The organism is Cytobacillus gottheilii, assembly GCF_018582665.1.
GTDB lineage: Bacteria > Bacillota > Bacilli > Bacillales > Cytobacillaceae > Cytobacillus > Cytobacillus gottheilii.
The window spans coordinates 4,336,942-4,355,790 of record NZ_CP071709.1; the positions used below are offsets into that span (position 1 = coordinate 4,336,942).

At 39.4% G+C, this 18,849-nt stretch carries 16 protein-coding genes; 5 read left to right on the forward strand and 11 right to left on the reverse strand.

Annotated elements, in window-relative coordinates; translation table 11 throughout:
* Positions 1–513: 513 nt before the first annotated feature.
* The 7 genes from ybaK to J1899_RS21410 all read right to left on the reverse strand — a co-directional run bounded on the left by ybaK (position 514) and on the right by J1899_RS21410 (position 6,605).
* On the reverse strand, positions 514–993 hold the full coding sequence (gene ybaK, locus J1899_RS21380) for a Cys-tRNA(Pro) deacylase (RefSeq protein WP_214476584.1): 480 nt from the start codon (positions 991–993) through the stop codon (positions 514–516).
* 74 nt (positions 994–1,067) lie between these two features.
* Positions 1,068–2,726, reverse strand: coding sequence for a glycoside hydrolase family 13 protein (locus J1899_RS21385; protein WP_214476586.1), 1,659 nt, complete (start codon positions 2,724–2,726; stop codon positions 1,068–1,070).
* A gap of 198 nt (positions 2,727–2,924) precedes the next feature.
* On the reverse strand, positions 2,925–3,263 hold the full coding sequence (locus J1899_RS21390) for a DUF4181 domain-containing protein (RefSeq protein WP_066442161.1): 339 nt from the start codon (positions 3,261–3,263) through the stop codon (positions 2,925–2,927).
* A 46-nt stretch (positions 3,264–3,309) separates the two neighbouring features.
* Positions 3,310–3,753: a hypothetical protein gene (locus J1899_RS21395; RefSeq protein ID WP_246586541.1), complete on the reverse strand. Its 444-nt coding sequence runs from the start codon at positions 3,751–3,753 to the stop codon at positions 3,310–3,312.
* A gap of 83 nt (positions 3,754–3,836) precedes the next feature.
* Positions 3,837–4,736 (reverse strand): NAD(P)/FAD-dependent oxidoreductase, encoded by a 900-nt coding sequence (locus J1899_RS21400; RefSeq protein WP_214476588.1) that lies wholly within the window; start codon positions 4,734–4,736, stop codon positions 3,837–3,839.
* A gap of 74 nt (positions 4,737–4,810) precedes the next feature.
* Complete coding sequence (locus J1899_RS21405; protein WP_066442157.1) at positions 4,811–5,413, reverse strand: hypothetical protein; 603 nt, start codon at positions 5,411–5,413, stop codon at positions 4,811–4,813.
* A 10-nt stretch (positions 5,414–5,423) separates the two neighbouring features.
* Positions 5,424–6,605: a ParM/StbA family protein gene (locus tag J1899_RS21410; RefSeq protein WP_066442153.1), complete on the reverse strand. Its 1,182-nt coding sequence runs from the start codon at positions 6,603–6,605 to the stop codon at positions 5,424–5,426.
* 598 nt (positions 6,606–7,203) lie between these two features.
* On the opposite strand from J1899_RS21410, the gene J1899_RS21415 reads away from it, so the two are divergent.
* A complete protein-coding gene (locus tag J1899_RS21415) occupies positions 7,204–8,697 on the forward strand; it encodes a peptide MFS transporter (protein WP_214476589.1) in 1,494 nt (497 codons plus the stop codon).
* Between the two features lie 82 nt (positions 8,698–8,779).
* On the opposite strand, the gene J1899_RS21420 is transcribed toward J1899_RS21415, so the two are convergent.
* The 3 genes from J1899_RS21420 to nagA form a co-directional block, all read right to left on the reverse strand.
* Entirely contained in the window at positions 8,780–9,502 is a 723-nt protein-coding gene (locus tag J1899_RS21420; RefSeq protein WP_151573731.1) for a GntR family transcriptional regulator, read from the reverse strand.
* A 260-nt stretch (positions 9,503–9,762) separates the two neighbouring features.
* A complete protein-coding gene (gene nagB / locus J1899_RS21425) occupies positions 9,763–10,485 on the reverse strand; it encodes a glucosamine-6-phosphate deaminase (RefSeq protein WP_214476591.1) in 723 nt (240 codons plus the stop codon).
* 1 nt (position 10,486) lies between these two features.
* Positions 10,487–11,671: an N-acetylglucosamine-6-phosphate deacetylase gene (gene nagA, locus J1899_RS21430; RefSeq protein ID WP_214476594.1), complete on the reverse strand. Its 1,185-nt coding sequence runs from the start codon at positions 11,669–11,671 to the stop codon at positions 10,487–10,489.
* A gap of 176 nt (positions 11,672–11,847) precedes the next feature.
* On the opposite strand from nagA, the gene nagE reads away from it, so the two are divergent.
* From nagE to J1899_RS21450, 4 genes are all read left to right on the forward strand, one after another.
* Entirely contained in the window at positions 11,848–13,224 is a 1,377-nt protein-coding gene (gene nagE / locus J1899_RS21435) for an N-acetylglucosamine-specific PTS transporter subunit IIBC (protein ID WP_214476596.1), read from the forward strand.
* A gap of 1,064 nt (positions 13,225–14,288) precedes the next feature.
* Positions 14,289–15,005 carry a DUF4230 domain-containing protein gene (locus J1899_RS21440; protein WP_214476598.1) on the forward strand — a complete coding sequence of 239 codons (717 nt, stop codon included), beginning with the start codon at positions 14,289–14,291 and terminating at the stop codon, positions 15,003–15,005.
* Positions 15,006–15,175: 170 nt separating this feature from the next.
* Positions 15,176–16,354 (forward strand): MFS transporter, encoded by a 1,179-nt coding sequence (locus J1899_RS21445; RefSeq protein WP_066451274.1) that lies wholly within the window; start codon positions 15,176–15,178, stop codon positions 16,352–16,354.
* Between the two features lie 183 nt (positions 16,355–16,537).
* Positions 16,538–17,743, forward strand: a complete 1,206-nt coding sequence (locus tag J1899_RS21450) for an NAD(P)/FAD-dependent oxidoreductase (RefSeq protein WP_214476600.1) — start codon at positions 16,538–16,540, stop codon at positions 17,741–17,743.
* 85 nt (positions 17,744–17,828) lie between these two features.
* Here the strand turns inward: J1899_RS21450 and J1899_RS21455 are convergent, their stop codons facing one another.
* The gene (locus J1899_RS21455) at positions 17,829–18,809 is read right to left on the reverse strand and encodes a DUF3231 family protein (RefSeq protein ID WP_214476602.1); all 981 of its coding nucleotides are present in this window, start codon (positions 18,807–18,809) and stop codon (positions 17,829–17,831) included.
* Positions 18,810–18,849 lie beyond the last annotated feature (40 nt).

The following is an 18,849-nucleotide window of genomic DNA, read 5'->3' on the forward strand; positions in this document are numbered from 1 at the left end:
TTATTCGAATTTTGTTCAGACTATATTATGCAGTCTGGCTAAGGCGGGTGTTTGACCACTTTGATTTCTTGGAAACTGATGACTTGTTTCTGTATTGTAGCTTGGTCCTTATGCTTGGGGAAATCATTTTATGTGGGATGATTGGATTTGATAGGAAGTCGGCGGGATTTGATAGGAAGTTTAATTATTTTGATAGGAAATCCTGAATGTTTGATGGGAATGTCCGCTTTTTTGATAGGAAAACCTGAATGTTTGATGGGAAAGCCCAATTTTTGAATCGCAAATACTCTTAGATTGGTCATTTCATCGAAAAAACCAAGAAATTGATCGAAAATCTTAAAAAAATGATTGAATAATTCCAGGAAATGATCGAAAACCTTTGGGAAATGATCGATATCCCCTGCAAACCGGCCATCTCAATAAACCCCAAGCCAATTTCAGATACACACTATAAATCCTGCTCCTTCCCCTTTCTTCGCGGCAAAACAAAAAGAGACAGGTTCTCCCCGTCTCTTAGTTTGTTGTGATTTCTGCCAGCTTAGCAGAGATCGCTTTTATTAGTTCTTCTGTTTCTAATTCTATTTGAGCACCAATACGGCCGCCGCTGACGATAATTCGATGCAGATCGTCCGCCTCTTGCGCCAGGAAAGTTGGGTACAGCTTCTTCATGCCCAGTGGCGAGCAGCCGCCGCGTATATAACCAGTCAGCTTTTGGATATCGTTGACTGGCACCATTTCAATCTTCTTTTCTTCTGCTGCTTTCGCCGCTTTTTTTAGATCCAGTTCTTTTTCTACAGGTACTATAAAAACATATACACTATTGCTGGAGCCTTTTAGCACCAAGGTTTTATAAACCATTTCTGGATCTTTTTTAATTTTCTCAGCAACTGAGATTCCATCAATTTTCCCGTCTTTTATTTCATATGAAATAAATTCATAGTGAACTTTGTGCGAATCCAGAAAGCGCATTGCGTTTGTTTTTCCTTTGGCCATTTTTAAACACCCTATGTCATTTTAAAACCATTATAACATTTTTCCCCAATTTATAGGAAAGAGGGAATCATAGGTTAGATTCGATATACACGTGCTTCGTATGGCTTTAAGGCAATTTTCTTCGTTGGTTCATGAAGAATGTCACGGTAATTGTGCAATAGTAACTTTTCTTGGTTCAGCGTAAAGTCATAGGTGAATGTGGCTTCCTCCATGGATAAATTAGTGATGACCACAACCTGCTCTTTTTCGTAAGTTCTTGTGTACGCATAGATTTGTTCATCCTCTTCCAGAAGCAAATCATAAATGCCATACGTAAAGAGCTCATGATTTTTTTTCAGCTGAATCATTTTTTTATAAAATGATAGAACTGAATGTGGATCCTTCAGCTGTTCTTCCACGTTAATTTGAAGATAATTTGGGTTCACCTTCATCCAAGGCTGAGTATTTGTAAATCCTGCTTGATCCTGAGAGGACCATTGCATCGGAGTTCTGCTATTGTCGCGTGAAGATGCCCAAAGAATCTTCATAATTTCTTCATGAGGCACTCCTTCTTCACTTTTAAATCGATAAATATTCTTAGTTGCCACATCATCATAATCATCAATGGAAGGATAGTGCACATTCGTCATGCCGATTTCCTGCCCCTGATAAATAAATGGTGTTCCTTGCATAAGAAAATACATCGTTGCCATCGCCGTTGCACTTTCATACCAATATTTATCATCATTGCCCCATGTTGATACAATACGCGGCTTATCATGATTTTCAATAAAAAGGGCATTCCAGCCATCACTTTCAAGCCCTTTTTGCCATCTTGAGAGGACTTTTTTCAATTCTACAATATCAAGAACAGGATTCGTTTCAGCATCCCATAGCCCTAAATGCTCGAATTGAAAAATCATATCCATTTTTCCTTCTTTTTCACCAACCCATAGATCTGCTTCATCAACCGATACACCATTTGCTTCTCCAACAGTCATGACATCGTAGTTGGCATAGGTGCGCTCTTTAAACTCTTCTAAGAAAGGATGAATGCCTTCCTGATTCATATGCATATCAAAAGATGACACATATTGTTTCTTTTTCGGGTTAGGCATATCAGGAAATCCTGGACGTTTCTTTATGTGACTGATCGCATCAATTCTAAAGCCATCAATTCCTTTTTCCAGCCACCAATTTACTGCGTCATAAAGCGCATCCCGCACTTCTTCATTTTCCCAGTTTAAATCTGGCTGTTTTGTAGAGAAAACATGAAGATAATATTGATCTGTTGTTTCATCGTATTGCCATGCAGATCCTCCAAAGATGCTTTCCCAGTTGTTTGGCTCTTTGCCTTTTTTGGCATCTCTCCAAATATACCAGTCACGCTTTGGATTATCCTTTGAAGACTTTGATTCAATAAACCATTCGTGTTCGTCACTTGAATGGTTTAAAACGAGGTCAAGAATCAGCTTCATTCCGCGTTTATGAACTTCTTTTAAAAGCTCATCAAAATCCGCCATTGTTCCAAAGTCTTCCATAATATCCTGATAATCCGAAATATCATATCCGTTATCATCGTTCGGTGATTTATACATTGGACAAATCCAAATGACATCTATTCCTAAATCTTTAATATAATCCAGCCGTTGTATGATCCCTTGAAGATCACCGATTCCATCACCATTTGAATCTTGAAAACTGCGGGGATAAATTTGGTACCCTATAGCTTCTTTCCACCATATTTTTTTCATATGAACCCCCCATTAAATAGAGTTTCTATTCGTATTTTTCCCTTGTGCGCAAACGTTTGCATTTCACTTCAAAAAAAAGCTGTGAAACATTCACTATTGCTATGCTCAGTGTAACGCTTACAAAGAATTTTTTCAACTGTTTTTAGATAATAAAAAAGACTTAGGAACTTTCACAAAAAGGTGCCTATTTTGAGGATTTTACATAAAAACACCAACAAGCCCCACACCTAAAATACCCACTGCCAACGAAAGGATATACTGTTTGGATCCTTTAAGGTATTTCCAGTCTATGAAAGTTTGAAACCCCATTATTGTTATGACAACAGCAATGAAGAACCACTCTATCATATTTTCTTCTATAAATAGTGAATAGATTATAATCATCATGAGAAAAAGAAGAGGCTTCCCAATTAAATCCGCTTTTACTGCCCCGTACTCCCTCTCTGCTTTCTCATTGCCAAAAAAGATTTTTCTTAATAATAAATGAGAAAGAGAAAGAATAATCACGATTAATGGCAGTATGATAAAATTGTCCACTATTTATTCCTCCCTCTCATTATCGGCCGTGCATTTTATAAAAGTTTTAAGCCCCTACCAGCAGCTGATCTCGATATGGCTGAAGTGAATGTGTCTTGATGACTTGGAATAGTTCGCTGTCGCTCCCGATGACACTCTCAGCAAAGTTCCAGGCATTTTCTTCAATCTGCAGCGCTATGCCAAGCCTTTCTGTTTCTGTTTCAGCAATATCAAGCTGATCGGCAAGCCATAGTAAATTTTTGTCTTCCGCATGACCAATTTCATGTGCAAAAACAATTTCTATATATTCATTAAAGAAATCTAATGACGAAAACAATTGCAAACATTGTCCTTTTATCTCTTCTAAATACAAAGTAATTGTATGGGTACCTATATGGTATTTGCCTCCAGCAAAACGCTCTCCAGGGAAAAATGATTCAAATTGAACGATTGCTTTACTTCCGGACCGTTCCAGCAAAGAATAAAGCCTATTTTTTAGTCCTGTTTCCAAAATTTCACCTTTTCTATATATAACCTTACACCATTATATGCAAAAACAGGAAGTTAATAAATGTTATTTTATTCCTTATCCTTTTATTGGTTTGGCATTAGCGATTTGTGAATCCAAATAGCTGCTTGTGAGCCATCGCCCATCGCAATGGTAACCTGCTCCGAGTGAGCAATTACATCACCTATTGCCCACACATTGGGAACATTCGTCATTTTTGTTCGCGGGTTGACAATGATATGCCTATTTTCCATAATTTCAGCCCCTAGCTGTTCTGCTAAGCTCGAATGAACAGCCGTACCTCCGAACCCTAAAAAGGCCTTTTCAGCATATATACGTTCTCCATTTTTTAGGAGAACGCCTTGAAAAGCATCACCCTCCGACAATACTTCTAATATATCTGCCTGAATAAGCTGTATTCCTTTTCTTTGCATTTGTTTTTGCAAAAGTTCATCCGGCATTCCTTCTTCATGATTAATCATTATAATATCAGTAGTCCAGTAAGCAATTGTAAGAGCTTTATTTGCACCTGCATTACCAGAACCAATGACAATTGTTTTTTTATTTAATACTTCATAACCATCACAGTCCGGACATACATAGATGGATGTTCCAAGACATGGCATGATACCGGGAATTGGAGGAATTCTGTCCATTACGCCTGTAGCAAGCAATAATCGGGCACTTTGAAACGTCTCTCCTGATTCAAGCGTAATAACAAACTGGTCTGCTTCCTTCCGAGCCTTAATAGCCTTTCCTTTTACAAACTGAATTCCTAGGCTTTCTGCTTGTTTTTTGCCAAGATCTCTTAAAGTTTGACCGCTTACCCCGTCAGGATACCCAAGAATATTATGATAGCTTTTGCATATTTCTGATCGTCCTCCCCCAGCATCAATCACCAGGACACGATGTTTATATCTTCCTAACTGAATAGCTGCCTGCAGTCCTGCTATGCCGCCACCGATAATTAAACAATCATAGTTCATTTTCAAGACCCTTCCTATATAGAGAATAAAAAACAAAAGGACACCCTAATAAAATAGGATGTCCTCTTCACATATCAGCGATTCATATGAGCTAAAAATCCGCCTAAAAGCTCGTCCAAATCCTCTGTTTGTTCTTCACTTTTAACCGAACGCTCCTGTTCAAGATCTTTTTTAGCATCTTCCCAATTAAAATCTGCAAAATCATCATCTGAATCATCTTGCATGATGTCATTTTGCTCTTGAAACAGTTCTTCCTCTGGGGTGTCAGGCAGAGCAGGCATTTCTTCAGCTGTCTTATCGGAAGCAGCCGCTTCCTGTAAATACAAAGCTTCTTCAATATCAGTTGATTTGCTGTTAAGGGCCGCTAGCAGTGTTGTTGCTCTGACCGGGTCATTAATGAGCTGATAAACAATACTTCCTAACAAGGCCTCTGAGTGCTCATGCTTCAGCCAGTCTTTCTGTGACTTCGTTAAGTTCCTTGGCATTGGAATACGAATCGTTTCCCGTCCGCTTGAGCTCATGGTGCCGACGCCGTTTATAACGAATTCCGCCATCTTGCTCGAAAAATTTCTTCTTTCCGTTTCACGGAGCTTTTGTAAGCTCTTTATAATATGGTCAGGTGTATCAGAGGGGATACGAAAGGAAATAGATTGCCCTCTTTTCATTTCAGAAGCCATACAGCATCACCTAGTTTGCCTCTACTGGCTTTTTATCCTGCGCAGCAGAATCCTTGTCCACTCTTCTTTTATAATCTGAAATCAGCTTATAGTAGGCATTGGACATCATCCAAATGCTTTCCTTTTCATCCTCAAAAAAGTCAATGTTATAACCGTCTAAGCTATTATTTAATGCTTTTAGATAATCCTTTAAAACGGTTGAACCGCCCCCAACAAAATAGCAAATTTCAGTCTGTGAATTCTTCTGCCATATATTGCGCAGCAGGCGATACTGCTTCTTGGCTAGGTCAAGCAGGATTCTGTCTGTAATATCATGAACGCTCGTTCTGCTTCCTTTTACCATAATATGATTGCGATCATTCTTTTTTGTAATAATTTCTACCACATCTCTGCGGCTGTCTAATTCAACGCCATGCTTGCTGCGAATCTCTTCGCGGATGGCTTCCAGTGCTTCTGACACACCTAGATTAAAGCCCTGCGCCTTATCATCATCTACATTGCGGTCTTTAATGACAGCAATATCAGTGGAAAGCCCGCCAATATCCTGAATTAAAATTCGCTTATCAATTAAATCCTTATTGATAATGTTTAAGTCATTGTCCATGACCAAATTAATAAACGCAGCAAAGCCTTCCGGATAAACCTTTACTTCTTCAAATTTTATATTCACTTTAAGCCCTTGATATTTTGGTGTGATTAAAAATTCCACCTGATGAACAGAGCCTAATAGCTTTGAACGATAGCCGGCATCCTTGCCTTCTTTTACTTCACGAAGAGGAAGACCTGTTCCAAGCATGTAGCTTGCATCAATGGTATTTCCTGACTTTTTGAACTTTTCCGTTTTTTCAGCTTCTACTGCATCCAGTGCAAGTGCAGCAAAAAGCATAATAAGCGTCTGATCTTCCTCCGACTTGCTGCTGCCTGGATCTAATTCTGATGCATTATCACTTTTAGTGGCTAAACTGCCAACTCTGTATATCGCATTATTTTCTTTTAAAGCAGGGGAGTGGACTCTAATATGTAATCCGTCTAGAGGGTTTTTGCTGTCCAGCTCCTCAATACCAATAACTGGTCTGTCCTCAATATCTCGCGCAATTACATTAGGGATGCTCATCTCTGTTTCCAGCTTACCAAAAATGGCTTTCACCGAATCATTTCCAACATCAACAGCAGCAATCCTTGAATTAACCATCCTTCATCCAATCCTTTCAACTCTTTTAATAGAAAAAGAGGTAATACATCAAGAGTAAATGAGATTCGTAGATTAATCAATTATTCTTGTAAAAACGTAATATAAGCGTAAAAACGTAAACAAAGTGTAAACAACTGTGATTTGTCTGCACTTTCCGTTTACACGTATACATATTTGCATACATACCGTTATATCAATATGTGTGCGAGTTTGTATACATGTATACATTTTTGTTTACATTTGTATTCAATATTGTATACAAGTTTTCAAATTTGCATACAAACCCTTTCTAGCTTTTATTCATAGATTTCATCACCCTGAGGTCTGCTTCATCCTCTATAACGCCATTTAATGCTGACAGCAGGGCACGACTTACGTAACTTGAAGAGTATTAAGCTGCAATATAATCTGCAATGAACCGCATATAAATGAAATTCAGCAAAACTAAATAAACTATTATTTTAGAAAAGTATGAGAATAATTAAGCATAGTAAATACATTCCATATTTAAAAATATTTCAGAGTATTTCCAGAATAAAGTTTTGACACAAAAACCAAAAAAGTATTATATTAATATATTATACAAGGAGGTTGTAAGATGTCAGACTTTAATAAACAGAAAATTGTGGCCAGTGTCCCTCAACGTGGCTTTTTTGGTCATCCTAAGGGGCTATTCACCCTATTCTTTACAGAGTTCTGGGAACGATTCTCTTACTATGGAATGCGTGCTATTCTCGTCTATTATATGTATTATGAAGTATCAAAAGGCGGCCTTGGCATAGATGAACCGACAGCTTTAGCTATTATGTCCATTTATGGCTCCCTCGTTTATATGTCAGGTATTATTGGAGGATGGCTGGCTGACCGCATCTTTGGCACCTCAAAAGCCGTATTTTATGGCGGAATCTTAATTATGCTGGGACATATCGTTTTAGCGATCCCTGGAAGTCTCGCAATGTTCTTTACTTCTATGGTATTAATTGTTCTAGGTACAGGTTTATTAAAACCTAATGTTTCAAGTGTTGTTGGTGATATCTACAGTGAAGAAGATCACCGCCGTGATGCCGGCTTTAGTATCTTCTACATGGGGATTAACCTTGGAGGCTTCCTTGCACCGCTGATTGTTGGTGAAGTTGGAATGAAGCATGATTTCCACCTTGGTTTTGCCATCGCAGCAGTTGGAATGTTTATCGGATTATTGGTCTTCTTATTTACAAAAAAGAAAAACTTAGGTTTAGCAGGCACATATGTAGCGAATCCGCTCTCCCCTGCTGAAAAGAAGAAAGTATATACAATTATCGGGATTGGTCTAGTTGTCATAGCCATTCTAATTGCCATTACAATTCCGCTGGGTATTTTAACTTTTGATAGCTTTATCACACTGATTGGTATCCTGGGCATTGGGATTCCTACTGCTTACTTTATTGTCATGTACCGCAGTCCAAAAACAACTGCAGTCGAGCGTTCAAGAATCATTGCATATATTCCTTTATTTATTGCGTCAGTCATGTTTTGGGCTATCCAAGAACAAGGGTCTACGATCTTGGCAAACTATGCAGATAAGCGAACACAGCTTGAGATTGCAGGCTTTGATATTTCACCAGCTTGGTTCCAATCATTAAACCCATTATTTATTATCATTTTTGCGCCGGTATTTGCTTGGCTATGGGTAAAGCTTGGAGATCGCCAGCCATCTGTTCCTAAGAAATTCTCTTTAGGTCTTCTATTTGCAGGTATTTCATTCTTAGTGATCTTATTGCCAGCATATTTTGGCGGCACAGATTCACTTGTAAATCCTTTATGGCTCGTTTTAAGCTACTTTATCGTCGTATTAGGTGAACTTTGCTTATCACCTGTTGGTCTTTCTGCAACAACAAAATTAGCACCTGCTGCATTTTCTGCGCAAACTATGAGTTTATGGTTTTTATCAAACGCAGCTGCACAAGCAATCAATGCGCAGATCGTTAAATTTTATACACCGGAAACAGAAATGCTGTATTTTGGGGTCATCGGAGGAGCATCGATTCTTCTTTCCATTATCTTATTTGCTCTATCCCCTAAGATTCAGTCATTTATGAAGGGTGTCAGATAATCTAATATGTAAAAAAGACAGGTCATGCGCCATCCGGCACACGTCCTGTCTTTTTATTTTGCTCATTAAATTCTCTTCTCCCCTATCGCTTCATCTCAATCATGAATTTATACCGATCAGCGCGATAAATGGATTTAACGTATTCAACTGGTGTGCCGTCATGTAAAAATGTATTTCGTTCAATTAGAAGCACAGGACCACCAGATTTAATTCTAAGATAGTCGGCTTCATTCTGACTGGAAATAGCTGATTCTATCGTTTGAGTGGCATAATCTATCTGCAGGCCAAGCTTCCCTTCCATATATGCATATAACGATTGATTAACAATTTCTTCTGTAAGCCCCTTCATTAAATTGGCTGAGATATAGTTCGTTTCTAATGCCATTGGGACATCATCTGCTAATCGAATTCTTTTAATTTCATATACTGGACCATGTTCAGGAATGGAAAGCTGCTGTGCAATTTTTTTCGTAGCCGGGATTAGCTGAAAGTGAACAAGCTGACTTCCGGGTATCATTCCTCTTTTTTTCATATCTTCGGTAAAACTAGTAAGTCCCTGTAATGGCTGTTCAAGCTTACGCTCTGCCACAAATGTGCCTTTTCCTTGGACGCGATATAAAAAGCCATCGTTCACAAGTTTAGTAAAAGCTTGTCTTACAGTCATTCTGCTGATTTGAAAACGTTCAGCGTACTCTCGCTCTGCTGGCAGTGCATCACCTGGCAAAAGCTCACCCTTTTCAATTAACTCTTTTATAATTTCCTCTAGCTGATAATAGATCGGGACGGGGGAATTTTTATTAATCATGCTCCTCTCAACTGCTTCCTTTCTATATAAAGATTTCCTGGATATATATATCTATTTTAAGCTTCTGTTCACGTTTGTATAGGAAATACGTTAAGATCTAGTATAAAGTTTCGTTATCAGGATAATAAAATCGGGATTTATGTTTGAAGTACGCAACCTACAGTTCTAGGTTTGGGTTTAGTCTTTCTGTTTAATTTCTGAAACCTCCTAAAGTCAGCTATCACCTTAAAGAAAAAAGCCAGAAGAACCGTTCCTCTGGCTTATTCACCAATTGCCGCTTTATCTGCAATTATTGTAACATATGGGTGATTTCTTAATATAGATGCTGGGAAGTTTTCTTTTATTTCTCCTTCTATTAACTGCTTGTAAGCTTCATGCTTGCTTTCCCCGGATATCAGCAGGAGGATTTCTCTGCTTTTCATGATAGAAGCAATGCCCATGGTGATCGCTTGGTTTGGCACCTCATCAATATTGGCAAAATATCTCGCGTTCGCCTCTTTAGTTGATTGCGCAAGATCGACAATATGTGTAGGGCTTTGAAAGCTTGTTCCCGGTTCATTAAATCCGATATGGCCATTTCCGCCGATTCCAAGGATTTGCAGATCAATGCCGCCCACGCTTGCCATTAGAGCTTCGTATGCTTCGCACTCTGCTTCTGCATCAACTGTGTTGCCGCGTGGCACATAGGTATTTTCCTTGTTAATATCAATATGATTGAAAAAGCGCTCATTCATGTAATGACGATAGCTTTGCGGATGATCTCCTGATAATCCCACATATTCATCCAGGTTAAAGGTTTCAATTCCGTCGTAAGAAGTTCCATTTTGATTATGGTCCTCAATCAATCGTTTATAGGTTCCTTCTGGAGTTCCTCCAGTAGCAAGACCCAATACCATTTTTGGATTTGCTTTTACTTTATCTATAATATACTGAGACGCTTTCTCGCTCATTTCCTGATAATCATTTACTTTAATAATGTTCACTTTATTCATTCTCCTTTCGATAGGCAACTTCACCGCGGCATAAGGTCATAACAACATCATGCTCTTCATTCAAAATAACGATGTCTGCATCCTTTCCTGCTGCGAGGCTTCCCTTGCGGTCAAATACACCAAGCTGTTTTGCTGGATTAACGGAAGCCATCTGGATCGCATCCTCTAATGAACAGCCGGTAAATTCAATCATATTTTTAACTGCGTGTCCAAGGCGCAATATGCTTCCTGCTAATGTTCCGTCTTGAAGTACTGCTTTTCCATCAGCAACAGTTACATCCTGTCCGCCTAAATCATATTGTCCATTTTTCAGGCATTTGGCTCTCATGGAATCTGTGATTAAAATTAATCCTTCTTCACCCTTTTGCTTAAATGCAAGCTTGACCATCTCAGGTTTGACATGAACACCATCTGCGATAACTTCAACCATCAACTCATCATGCAGAAGAGCTGCTCCTGCAACACCTGGCTCACGATGATGCAGGCCGCGCATTTGGTTAAACAAATGGGTAACATGCGTGCATCCCGCCTCGATTGAATCTTTCACTTCTTCGTACGTGGCATTTGAATGGCCAATGGAAGCAACAATGCTTTTGCTGCTTAAGTATGATGCCAATTCCTTGCCGCCCGGCCGTTCAGGTGCAAGGGTTACTAATTTTATATTCCCTTGAGATAGGTTTTCCCATTTTTTAAAAAGTTCAACATCAGGATCAATAATATATTGTGAAGGCTGTGCTCCAGCCATCTCTTTATTCACAAATGGTCCTTCAAGGTGCACCCCTAAAATTTCAGCTCTTCCCTCAGACTGCGGTTTACTCATATAGCCTGCTGCGGATTTTAATGCTTTTTCAATTTCTTCCTGCTCTTGTGTCATGGTAGTCGCTAAAAAGCTGGTCGTGCCTTCTGCAGGCAAGGTATTCGCCATAGTCATAAGAGCAGATTCCGTTCCATCCATTACATCAGCTCCAGCAGCACCATGTATATGCACATCTATAAAACCTGGTACTGCTGTCAGATTTTCCTGCAAATCAAAGACGACAGCATCTGTTATATCTTGCAGATCTTCTAATCGTCCGATCTCACTTATTTTTTGGTTCGTAATTTTAATATATCCTGTATAAAATTGATTCTTTTCTGAATAGATTTGCATACCCTTTAACAAAATAGGCTTATCCATCATTTTTCATCCTTTCATTTTCAAGGTCATTTTAGCATTGTACTCATATAGTTGTCTATACCAATTAATCGTAAATTCATATAGACAACTAATAAACTAGCTGTTATGATTATTTTCATGAAAAGCGCTTTCAGCTTAACAAGCACAACCAAAATATAATTAAGGAGTTGAGATTTATGTTAGGTTTTTTACAGCGCATTGGTAAAGCTCTAATGCTTCCGATCGCAGTGCTGCCGGCAGCAGGTTTGCTGCTTCGCTTCGGACAGCCTGACTTACTGGATATTCCCTTCATCGCTAATGCAGGGGACGCTATTTTTGGAAATTTAGCTTTAATTTTTGCTATTGGTGTTGCCATGGGATTTGCAAAAGATAGCAACGGTGCGGCCGCTTTATCAGGAGCGATCGGCTATTTAGTTTTAACAGAAGGTGCAGTAGCAATTGATCCGGATATTAATATGGGTGTTCTTGGCGGTATCATTGCCGGGATCATTGCAGGGCTATTATATAATAAATTTCATGATATTAAATTACCGGATTGGTTAGGGTTTTTCAGCGGACGCCGGTTCGTACCAATCGTAACATCTGTTACCATGATTTTGCTCGCATTTATTGCAGGTTATGCATGGCCGCCTGTTCAGGCAGGAATAGATGGAATTGGAAATTGGATTATTGAACTGGGTGCAGTTGGTTCAGGTATCTTTGGATTTTTAAACCGCTTATTGATTCCATTAGGACTTCACCATGTTCTGAACAGCTTATTTTGGTTCCAGTTTGGTGAATTTAATGGAGCAGCTGGGGATATTGCCCGTTTCTTCGCTGGAGATCCAACTGCCGGCGGATATATGACAGGCTTCTTCCCAATCATGATGTTTGGTTTGCCTGCAGCAGCGTTTGCAATTATCGCGACAGCAAAGCCGGAAAACCGTAAAGCAGTCTCTGGTATGTTTATTGGTCTAGCGTTAACTTCCTTCTTAACGGGAATTACAGAGCCAATTGAATTCTCATTTATGTTTATTGCTCCACTTCTTTACGGAGTGCACGCTTTATTAACTGGGGTATCCATGTGGTTAACTTCCATGTTAGGCATTAGAGATGGTTTTACCTTCTCAGCTGGTGCAATTGATTATTTGCTCAACTTTAATATTGCCGAAAAGCCGCTTCTTCTTTTACTAATCGGTCTCATCTATGCGGCAGTCTACTTTGTCCTATTTTACTTCCTCATTCGGGCCTTTAACTTAAAAACACCTGGCCGCGAGGATGAAGATGAATCTCTTACTGAAGATGAAGACACGGAAACAACTGGCGGTACTAAATATGATAAAATGGCAAGTCAATTTATCAAAGATATTGGCGGCACAGAGAACATCGATGTCATTGATAACTGTGCGACACGCTTACGTTTAAATGTTCATGATATGAATAAAGTAAATGAGTCTGCATTAAAAGCGCACGGCGCCAAAGGTGTTATGAAGCTCAACAAAACGAATCTGCAAATCATTGTAGGTACAGACGTTGAATTTGTTGCAGATGCTATGAAGAAACAGAATAAGTAAAAATGAAAGCTGACTGGGGTCTTTTCCAGTCGGCTTTTTTATACCTTTTCCTTTTCTGTAATGAGGCGAGACGGGGCTTCGTTTGATTCTAACTTAATACCTCTTCCTAATTTATGGGATTAGCACTGTTAAAACTTTATTTATGTAGTTGATTACCCTTTTATAGTGTTTATAATTCAGCTTTTCGAGTCACGGATTTCAGACCTGTGTTTCTGCTCTTTTTGTATTTATATACCACTTATTGGGTGTCCGTGTCCTGTTGCTGCTCTTTTTGTCTCTCTATATACCATTTACTAGGATTCACTGTCCTGTTTCTGCTCTTTTCGCCTCTTTATTTACCATTTACTGGGATTCACTGTCCTGTTTCCGCTCTTTTCGCCTCTCTATATACCATTTACTGGGATTCACTGTCCTGTTTCCGCTCTTTCCGTCTCTCTATTTTCCACTTACTGGGGTTTAGTGTCCTGTTTCCGCTCTTTCCGTCTCTCTATTTTCCACTTACTGGGATTCACTGTCCTGTTTCCGCTCTTTCCGTCTCTCTATTTCTCATTTACTGGGTTTTAGTGTCCTGTTTCCGCTCTTTCCACCTCTCTATTTTCCACTTACTGGGGTTTAGTGTCCTGTTTCCGCTCTTTTCGCCTCTTTATTTACCATTTAATAGGATTATATGTCCTGTTTCAGCTGTTTCCGCTCTTTCAGTCTCTCTACTTACCATATATCATGATCCCCTGTCCCGTTTTTCTCATTTCTACTAACTATATACCCATTATTGGATTTCCGATTCCTTTTACTTGTCTCCAGCTATAATATGCTGGTCTATATGTTTATACTTCTGAGATTTTTTTGAACACATCCTTAACGATTTCACATTCATTACTCATTCTGATAAGCTCCCCTGCAGATGTTTTAAATCTTTCTCAACCTTTTCCAGTTTTAGGTACATTTGCATATCCATTGCTATCGTGATAGCAGTCTATTATACTATGAATATATTGTCTTTTTTCGACAATATTGGACATAATGCGTAATTTTTGCATGTACCCCTGAAAAAAGGAGGTCTTTTAATGAAAAAAAATCAGCGCAAAACGGAGTTCACTTCTGCACAGGAGGAGGTAGCTGCAACTGCAGTTATGCGAAGCAGCCGAAAAACAGGATTTTCATTCCCATTTTTCAAGCCTCTAAAATTGAAGTTGTTTTTTGCTGTGCTTTTCACCGTACTGCTTATTGGTACAGGGATTTTTATGTACCAAAAGCTTTTTACAGGCAGTACTTATGCCAGTGAAACCGTGAGCATTGTTGAGGAAGTTCGGGAACTTTCTTCTCTCGCAACTGCTGAAGCCGTGATTACTACTGTCATCAAAGAAGAAAACAATAAGATTTTTAATAAAGAGATAAATGTAAACTTCCCTGGTACGAAAAGAACGATCCTGCTTGTTGTTCCAGCAACTGTTCTTGCAGGTGTGGATTTACAATCAATCAGCAATGAGAGCTATACGGTAGACGAAGAAAAGAAACATATTACAATGACACTTCCGCATGCAGAGCTGCTGCAGGAGCCATCGATTCAAATGGACAAGGTTCAGACATTCTCCGACCAAGGAATCTTCCGAAGTGATGTAGATTGGGAGGAAGGCTTCGATTTAGCAGCTGTCGCTTCTGATGATATAAAAGAACAGGCTGTTAATTTAGGACTGTTAGCAAAAGCAGAGCAAAGTGCAGTTAATGCGCTCACTAGCCTTTTTAGCGGTCTTGGCTACACAGCGTCTATTGAATTTGAATAATTGAAGCGAATGCAAGTAGAGAATGATCTCTGCTTGCTTATTTTTTGTCTAACAGAAGTTTGTTTATTGACCTTTCTTTTTTCTCTTTTATTCCTTATCATGAAAGAGAGTAATCGTATACATATTAGATCTCACTGGAGATACAGCCAGTGAATTGGAGTGACGGATCAGTGGAAACCAAAAAAGCTTTGCCTGTACTTTTTGCCGTGATGTTTCTGGTCATGGTTGGTTTTGGAATTATTATTCCGGTTATGCCCTTTTACGCAGAAGAGATTGGAGCTTCTCCAACACAACTCGGACTGTTAATGGCTGTTTACTCCCTTATGCAGCTGCTTTTTGCACCGATGTGGGGAAGAATTTCAGATAAAATCGGCCGAAAACCTGTCATTATGATTGGGATTTTTGGTTTAGGTATTTCCTTTCTTTTGATGGCACTCTCGACGGAGCTATGGATGCTCTTTGCAGCGCGTGTGCTAGGCGGCTTTCTTTCCAGTGCCAATATGCCAACTGTTATGGCATATGTAGCAGATATTACAAGTGAAGAAGATCGCGGCAAAGGGATGGGTATTGTTGGAGCTGCCGTTGGCATGGGGTTTGTGTTTGGACCTGCTATTGGCGGTGTGTTTTCCAGCGAAAGCCTGCATATACCATTCTTTATTGCCGGAGCTTCTTCCTTTATCACATTCTTTTTCGTATGGATGGTTTTAAAAGAATCACTCACACCTGATCAAAGAAGCTCTGCAAATAAAAGAGCTCCGCTTCGGCAGGCATTTAATGGACCCACCTCCATGCTGTTTTTACTGCAGCTCTTTGTTTCCTTATCTCTATCAGGACTTGAAGCGACTTTTGCCTATTTTGCTGCTGAAAAGGCAGGCTTAGGCACTGTTCAGCTCGGCTATATCTTTATGATCATGGGACTGGCAGGAGCCATTGTCCAGGGTGGAATCGTTGGCAGGCTGACGAAAAAATGGGGTGAAGGTGCTGCGATTCAAATTGGAATTGTTGTCTCAGCCATCGGTTTTGGACTTATTCTTCTGACTGACAGCTTTTGGAGTGCTGCTTTATTTTTAAGTGTGTTTGGAATTGGAAATGGCTTTATTCGGCCAAGCGTCTCTTCTTTGCTGACCAAGCAATCTGTTTCTGGTCACGGAAGTATGACCGGGCTATTATCATCCTTTGATTCGTTCGGACGTATTATTGGCCCTCCCCTCGGCGGCTGGCTTTTTGCCTTTGCGATTGGGCTTCCTTATATTTCAGGAATACTACTATCCCTGCTGGCGCTGATTCTATTCCAGGTCTATAAAAGAAAGTCAAGAACAGCTATTAATCACAGCTCCCCTATAAAATAGATACATTGAAACTCGGCTGACAAACGCTTCTGCATAAGTAGCGTTTGTCAGCCTTTTTCCTGCTCTTTTATGATTGCACTGGTATTGAAGATTAGGATCTTAACACTCATGGTTTAATAAAACAATGATGCGGGGAAAAATACTGTCATCTTTACCTAGAGTTAAAGGTTAGGAGGATTTTATATGGAGCTTCATAACGGTAAATTATTTTGGGAAGAAATCACTGAAGATATAGAAGTAAAAACAGGAAAACAGCCAAAAAGTCATTATGATGTCATTATTATCGGCGGAGGCATGTCAGGAGCATTAAGTGGTTACATACTGGCAAAAGAAGATTTAAGAATTGCTATTGTTGATAAGCAGAAAATGGGCACAGGAAGCACAATGGCTAATACTGGTTTGCTGCAGTATTCGAATGACATCATGCTTTCTGAATTAATACAGCAGATTGGCAAAGACAAGGCCGTCAGATTCTATCAGCTTTGCCGGGAAGCAATGGATCAGCTGAGAAAGGTCGCTGAGGAAATCGGATCAGAAGCTGATTTTCTGGATAGAAGCAGCTTTTATTATGCAAGCGAAGAATCTCACATTGAGCTGCTGAAGAAAGAATATCAGGCTCTTTCCGAAAATGGTTTTGAGGTCGAATACTTATCAGAAGAGGATATCAGGGAGCAATACCCTTTCACAAAACCTGCCGCACTTAGAACGCACGGCGATGCTGAAGTGAATCCTTTTAAATTTAACCGAGACATTTTAGCAGAGCTGAGTAAAAAGGAAAATGTTGATTTATTTGAGAATATTGAGGTAACAGAAACAAGAGAAAAGGATAATGAAATCGAACTCGTGACGTCTTTAGGGGTTTTAAAAGCAAATCACCTAATATTTGCAACCGGTTATAATAAATCACTTGCATTTCCTGGTACAGAACCTGAAATCAACCGTTCTTATGCCATAGCAACTGAACCAATTGCTGATTTATCACCTTGGAAGGACAGAGAAATGATTTGGGAAACCAAACGGCCGTATCTGTATTTGCGGACAACAGCAGACGGACGCATTATAGCTGGCGGGCTTGATGAAGAGAAACCAAATGCGCCTAAAAAAGATCGCACCATTGAAGATCATGCTAAAGAACTGCAAGAAAAAGTGCAGTCTCTGTTTCCTATGTTAACGATTGAGATTGCTTATTCCTGGGGAGCTGTTTTTGGAGAGTCTGCAGATGGTCTTCCTTTTATCGGGCGTATTCCAAAGAAAGAACAGACCTATTGCCTGTTAGGCTATGGAGGAAACGGTACAGTATACAGTATGCTCGGAGCCCATATCCTGCGCGATTTAATAACTGGCCAGCATAATCCGGACGCTGAGATCGTTCAGTTAAATCGAAATTAAGAATTTTTTCCTGCTGCCATACAGCATCTCGATAAAAGCAAAAGGGCTCTCCATACACAATACTTTGAGAAAACCCTTTTGCTATTTATTTTGTTGGAGGCGGTTCTTCCATCCAGCTGTGCTTAATCATAAGTTTTGCCCCTTTATGGGCATATTCAAAAACATCTTTCATGATCCCAGCTAATGTACCCGCAATATCATTTCTTAAGCTAAAGGCTGTGCCAAGTGAATTGCCTCCTAAAGAAAAGCTGCAGAATAAACTGACACAATACATCATTAGTTTATCTGAAAAAGGTGCTAATGTAGACTTTGTGATGTTCCCCCCTGGGGGTACAGGAATCTTTAAATCACTTGCTGCCAGCAGCTGACTTAAGTCTTCTACAATCCCCTGTGCTATTTTCCCGCCTTCAGTAAAATAATCCTTAACTTCTTGTTCATAAGCACATTGTGCAAACCCTTTAATGAGAGTCATGCCAAAGAGATTTGCTTCAATCGCATGGTACATATGAGCAACTTCTACTGTATTTAAAGATCTTTTATTAGCAAGAGGATTGATTCCGCCTAAATAGCTGTTGTCTTTAACAAAGTCTACTTTTAATGGCATTGGTACACTAGGAGACTTCGTTAATAGCCCTCTTTGCAATAAATAAGCTGTACAAACCTCATAATAGCGCTGTGTGATGACTGTTAATTCTCTAAATAACTTTATTATATCTTCCCGATATGCCATCGTTATGTTCAAGGTGTGCATGCCCATGCTTATTTGCTTAAGAAGTCGCACAAGCATAATGTCAAAACCATTATCGTATAGCTTTGGCACCTCTTTATTCACATCTGCTTCTGTAAAACCTAGAGGAACCGCCATTCCTTCGTCTTTAAAAATATCAGTGATCCGTTGTATATATGGCTTAATTTCACCCTGAAGGCTTGTCATAATTTCTTTTGCTTCTTCATCATCTGCTTGCTCAATAAAGTAATCAATCATTCGGGTAATCATGGTCTTCTGTTTAAACGTCATCCAGAGTATGCCTATTTCAGAAGAAGTGATTGCAGTTTGCTTTGACATCCTTTTCCCTCCAAGAAGTTCACAATTCATCATTCCATGC

Excerpts from the sequence above, each read along its gene's own strand:
- ybaK (WP_214476584.1), bottom strand. The coding sequence starts at position 993 with ATGGCCAAAGGAAAAACAAACGCAATGCGCTTTCTGGATTCGCACAAA.
- J1899_RS21385 (WP_214476586.1), bottom strand. The coding sequence starts at position 2,726 with ATGAAAAAAATATGGTGGAAAGAAGCTATAGGGTACCAAATTTATCCC.
- J1899_RS21400 (WP_214476588.1), bottom strand. The coding sequence starts at position 4,736 with ATGAACTATGATTGTTTAATTATCGGTGGCGGCATAGCAGGACTGCAG.
- J1899_RS21405 (WP_066442157.1), bottom strand. The coding sequence starts at position 5,413 with ATGGCTTCTGAAATGAAAAGAGGGCAATCTATTTCCTTTCGTATCCCC.
- J1899_RS21410 (WP_066442153.1), bottom strand. The coding sequence starts at position 6,605 with ATGGTTAATTCAAGGATTGCTGCTGTTGATGTTGGAAATGATTCGGTG.
- J1899_RS21415 (WP_214476589.1), top strand. The coding sequence starts at position 7,204 with ATGTCAGACTTTAATAAACAGAAAATTGTGGCCAGTGTCCCTCAACGT.
- J1899_RS21420 (WP_151573731.1), bottom strand. The coding sequence starts at position 9,502 with ATGATTAATAAAAATTCCCCCGTCCCGATCTATTATCAGCTAGAGGAA.
- nagA (WP_214476594.1), bottom strand. The coding sequence starts at position 11,671 with ATGGATAAGCCTATTTTGTTAAAGGGTATGCAAATCTATTCAGAAAAG.
- nagE (WP_214476596.1), top strand. The coding sequence starts at position 11,848 with ATGTTAGGTTTTTTACAGCGCATTGGTAAAGCTCTAATGCTTCCGATC.
- J1899_RS21440 (WP_214476598.1), top strand. The coding sequence starts at position 14,289 with ATGAAAAAAAATCAGCGCAAAACGGAGTTCACTTCTGCACAGGAGGAG.
- J1899_RS21450 (WP_214476600.1), top strand. The coding sequence starts at position 16,538 with ATGGAGCTTCATAACGGTAAATTATTTTGGGAAGAAATCACTGAAGAT.
- J1899_RS21455 (WP_214476602.1), bottom strand. The coding sequence starts at position 18,809 with ATGTCAAAGCAAACTGCAATCACTTCTTCTGAAATAGGCATACTCTGG.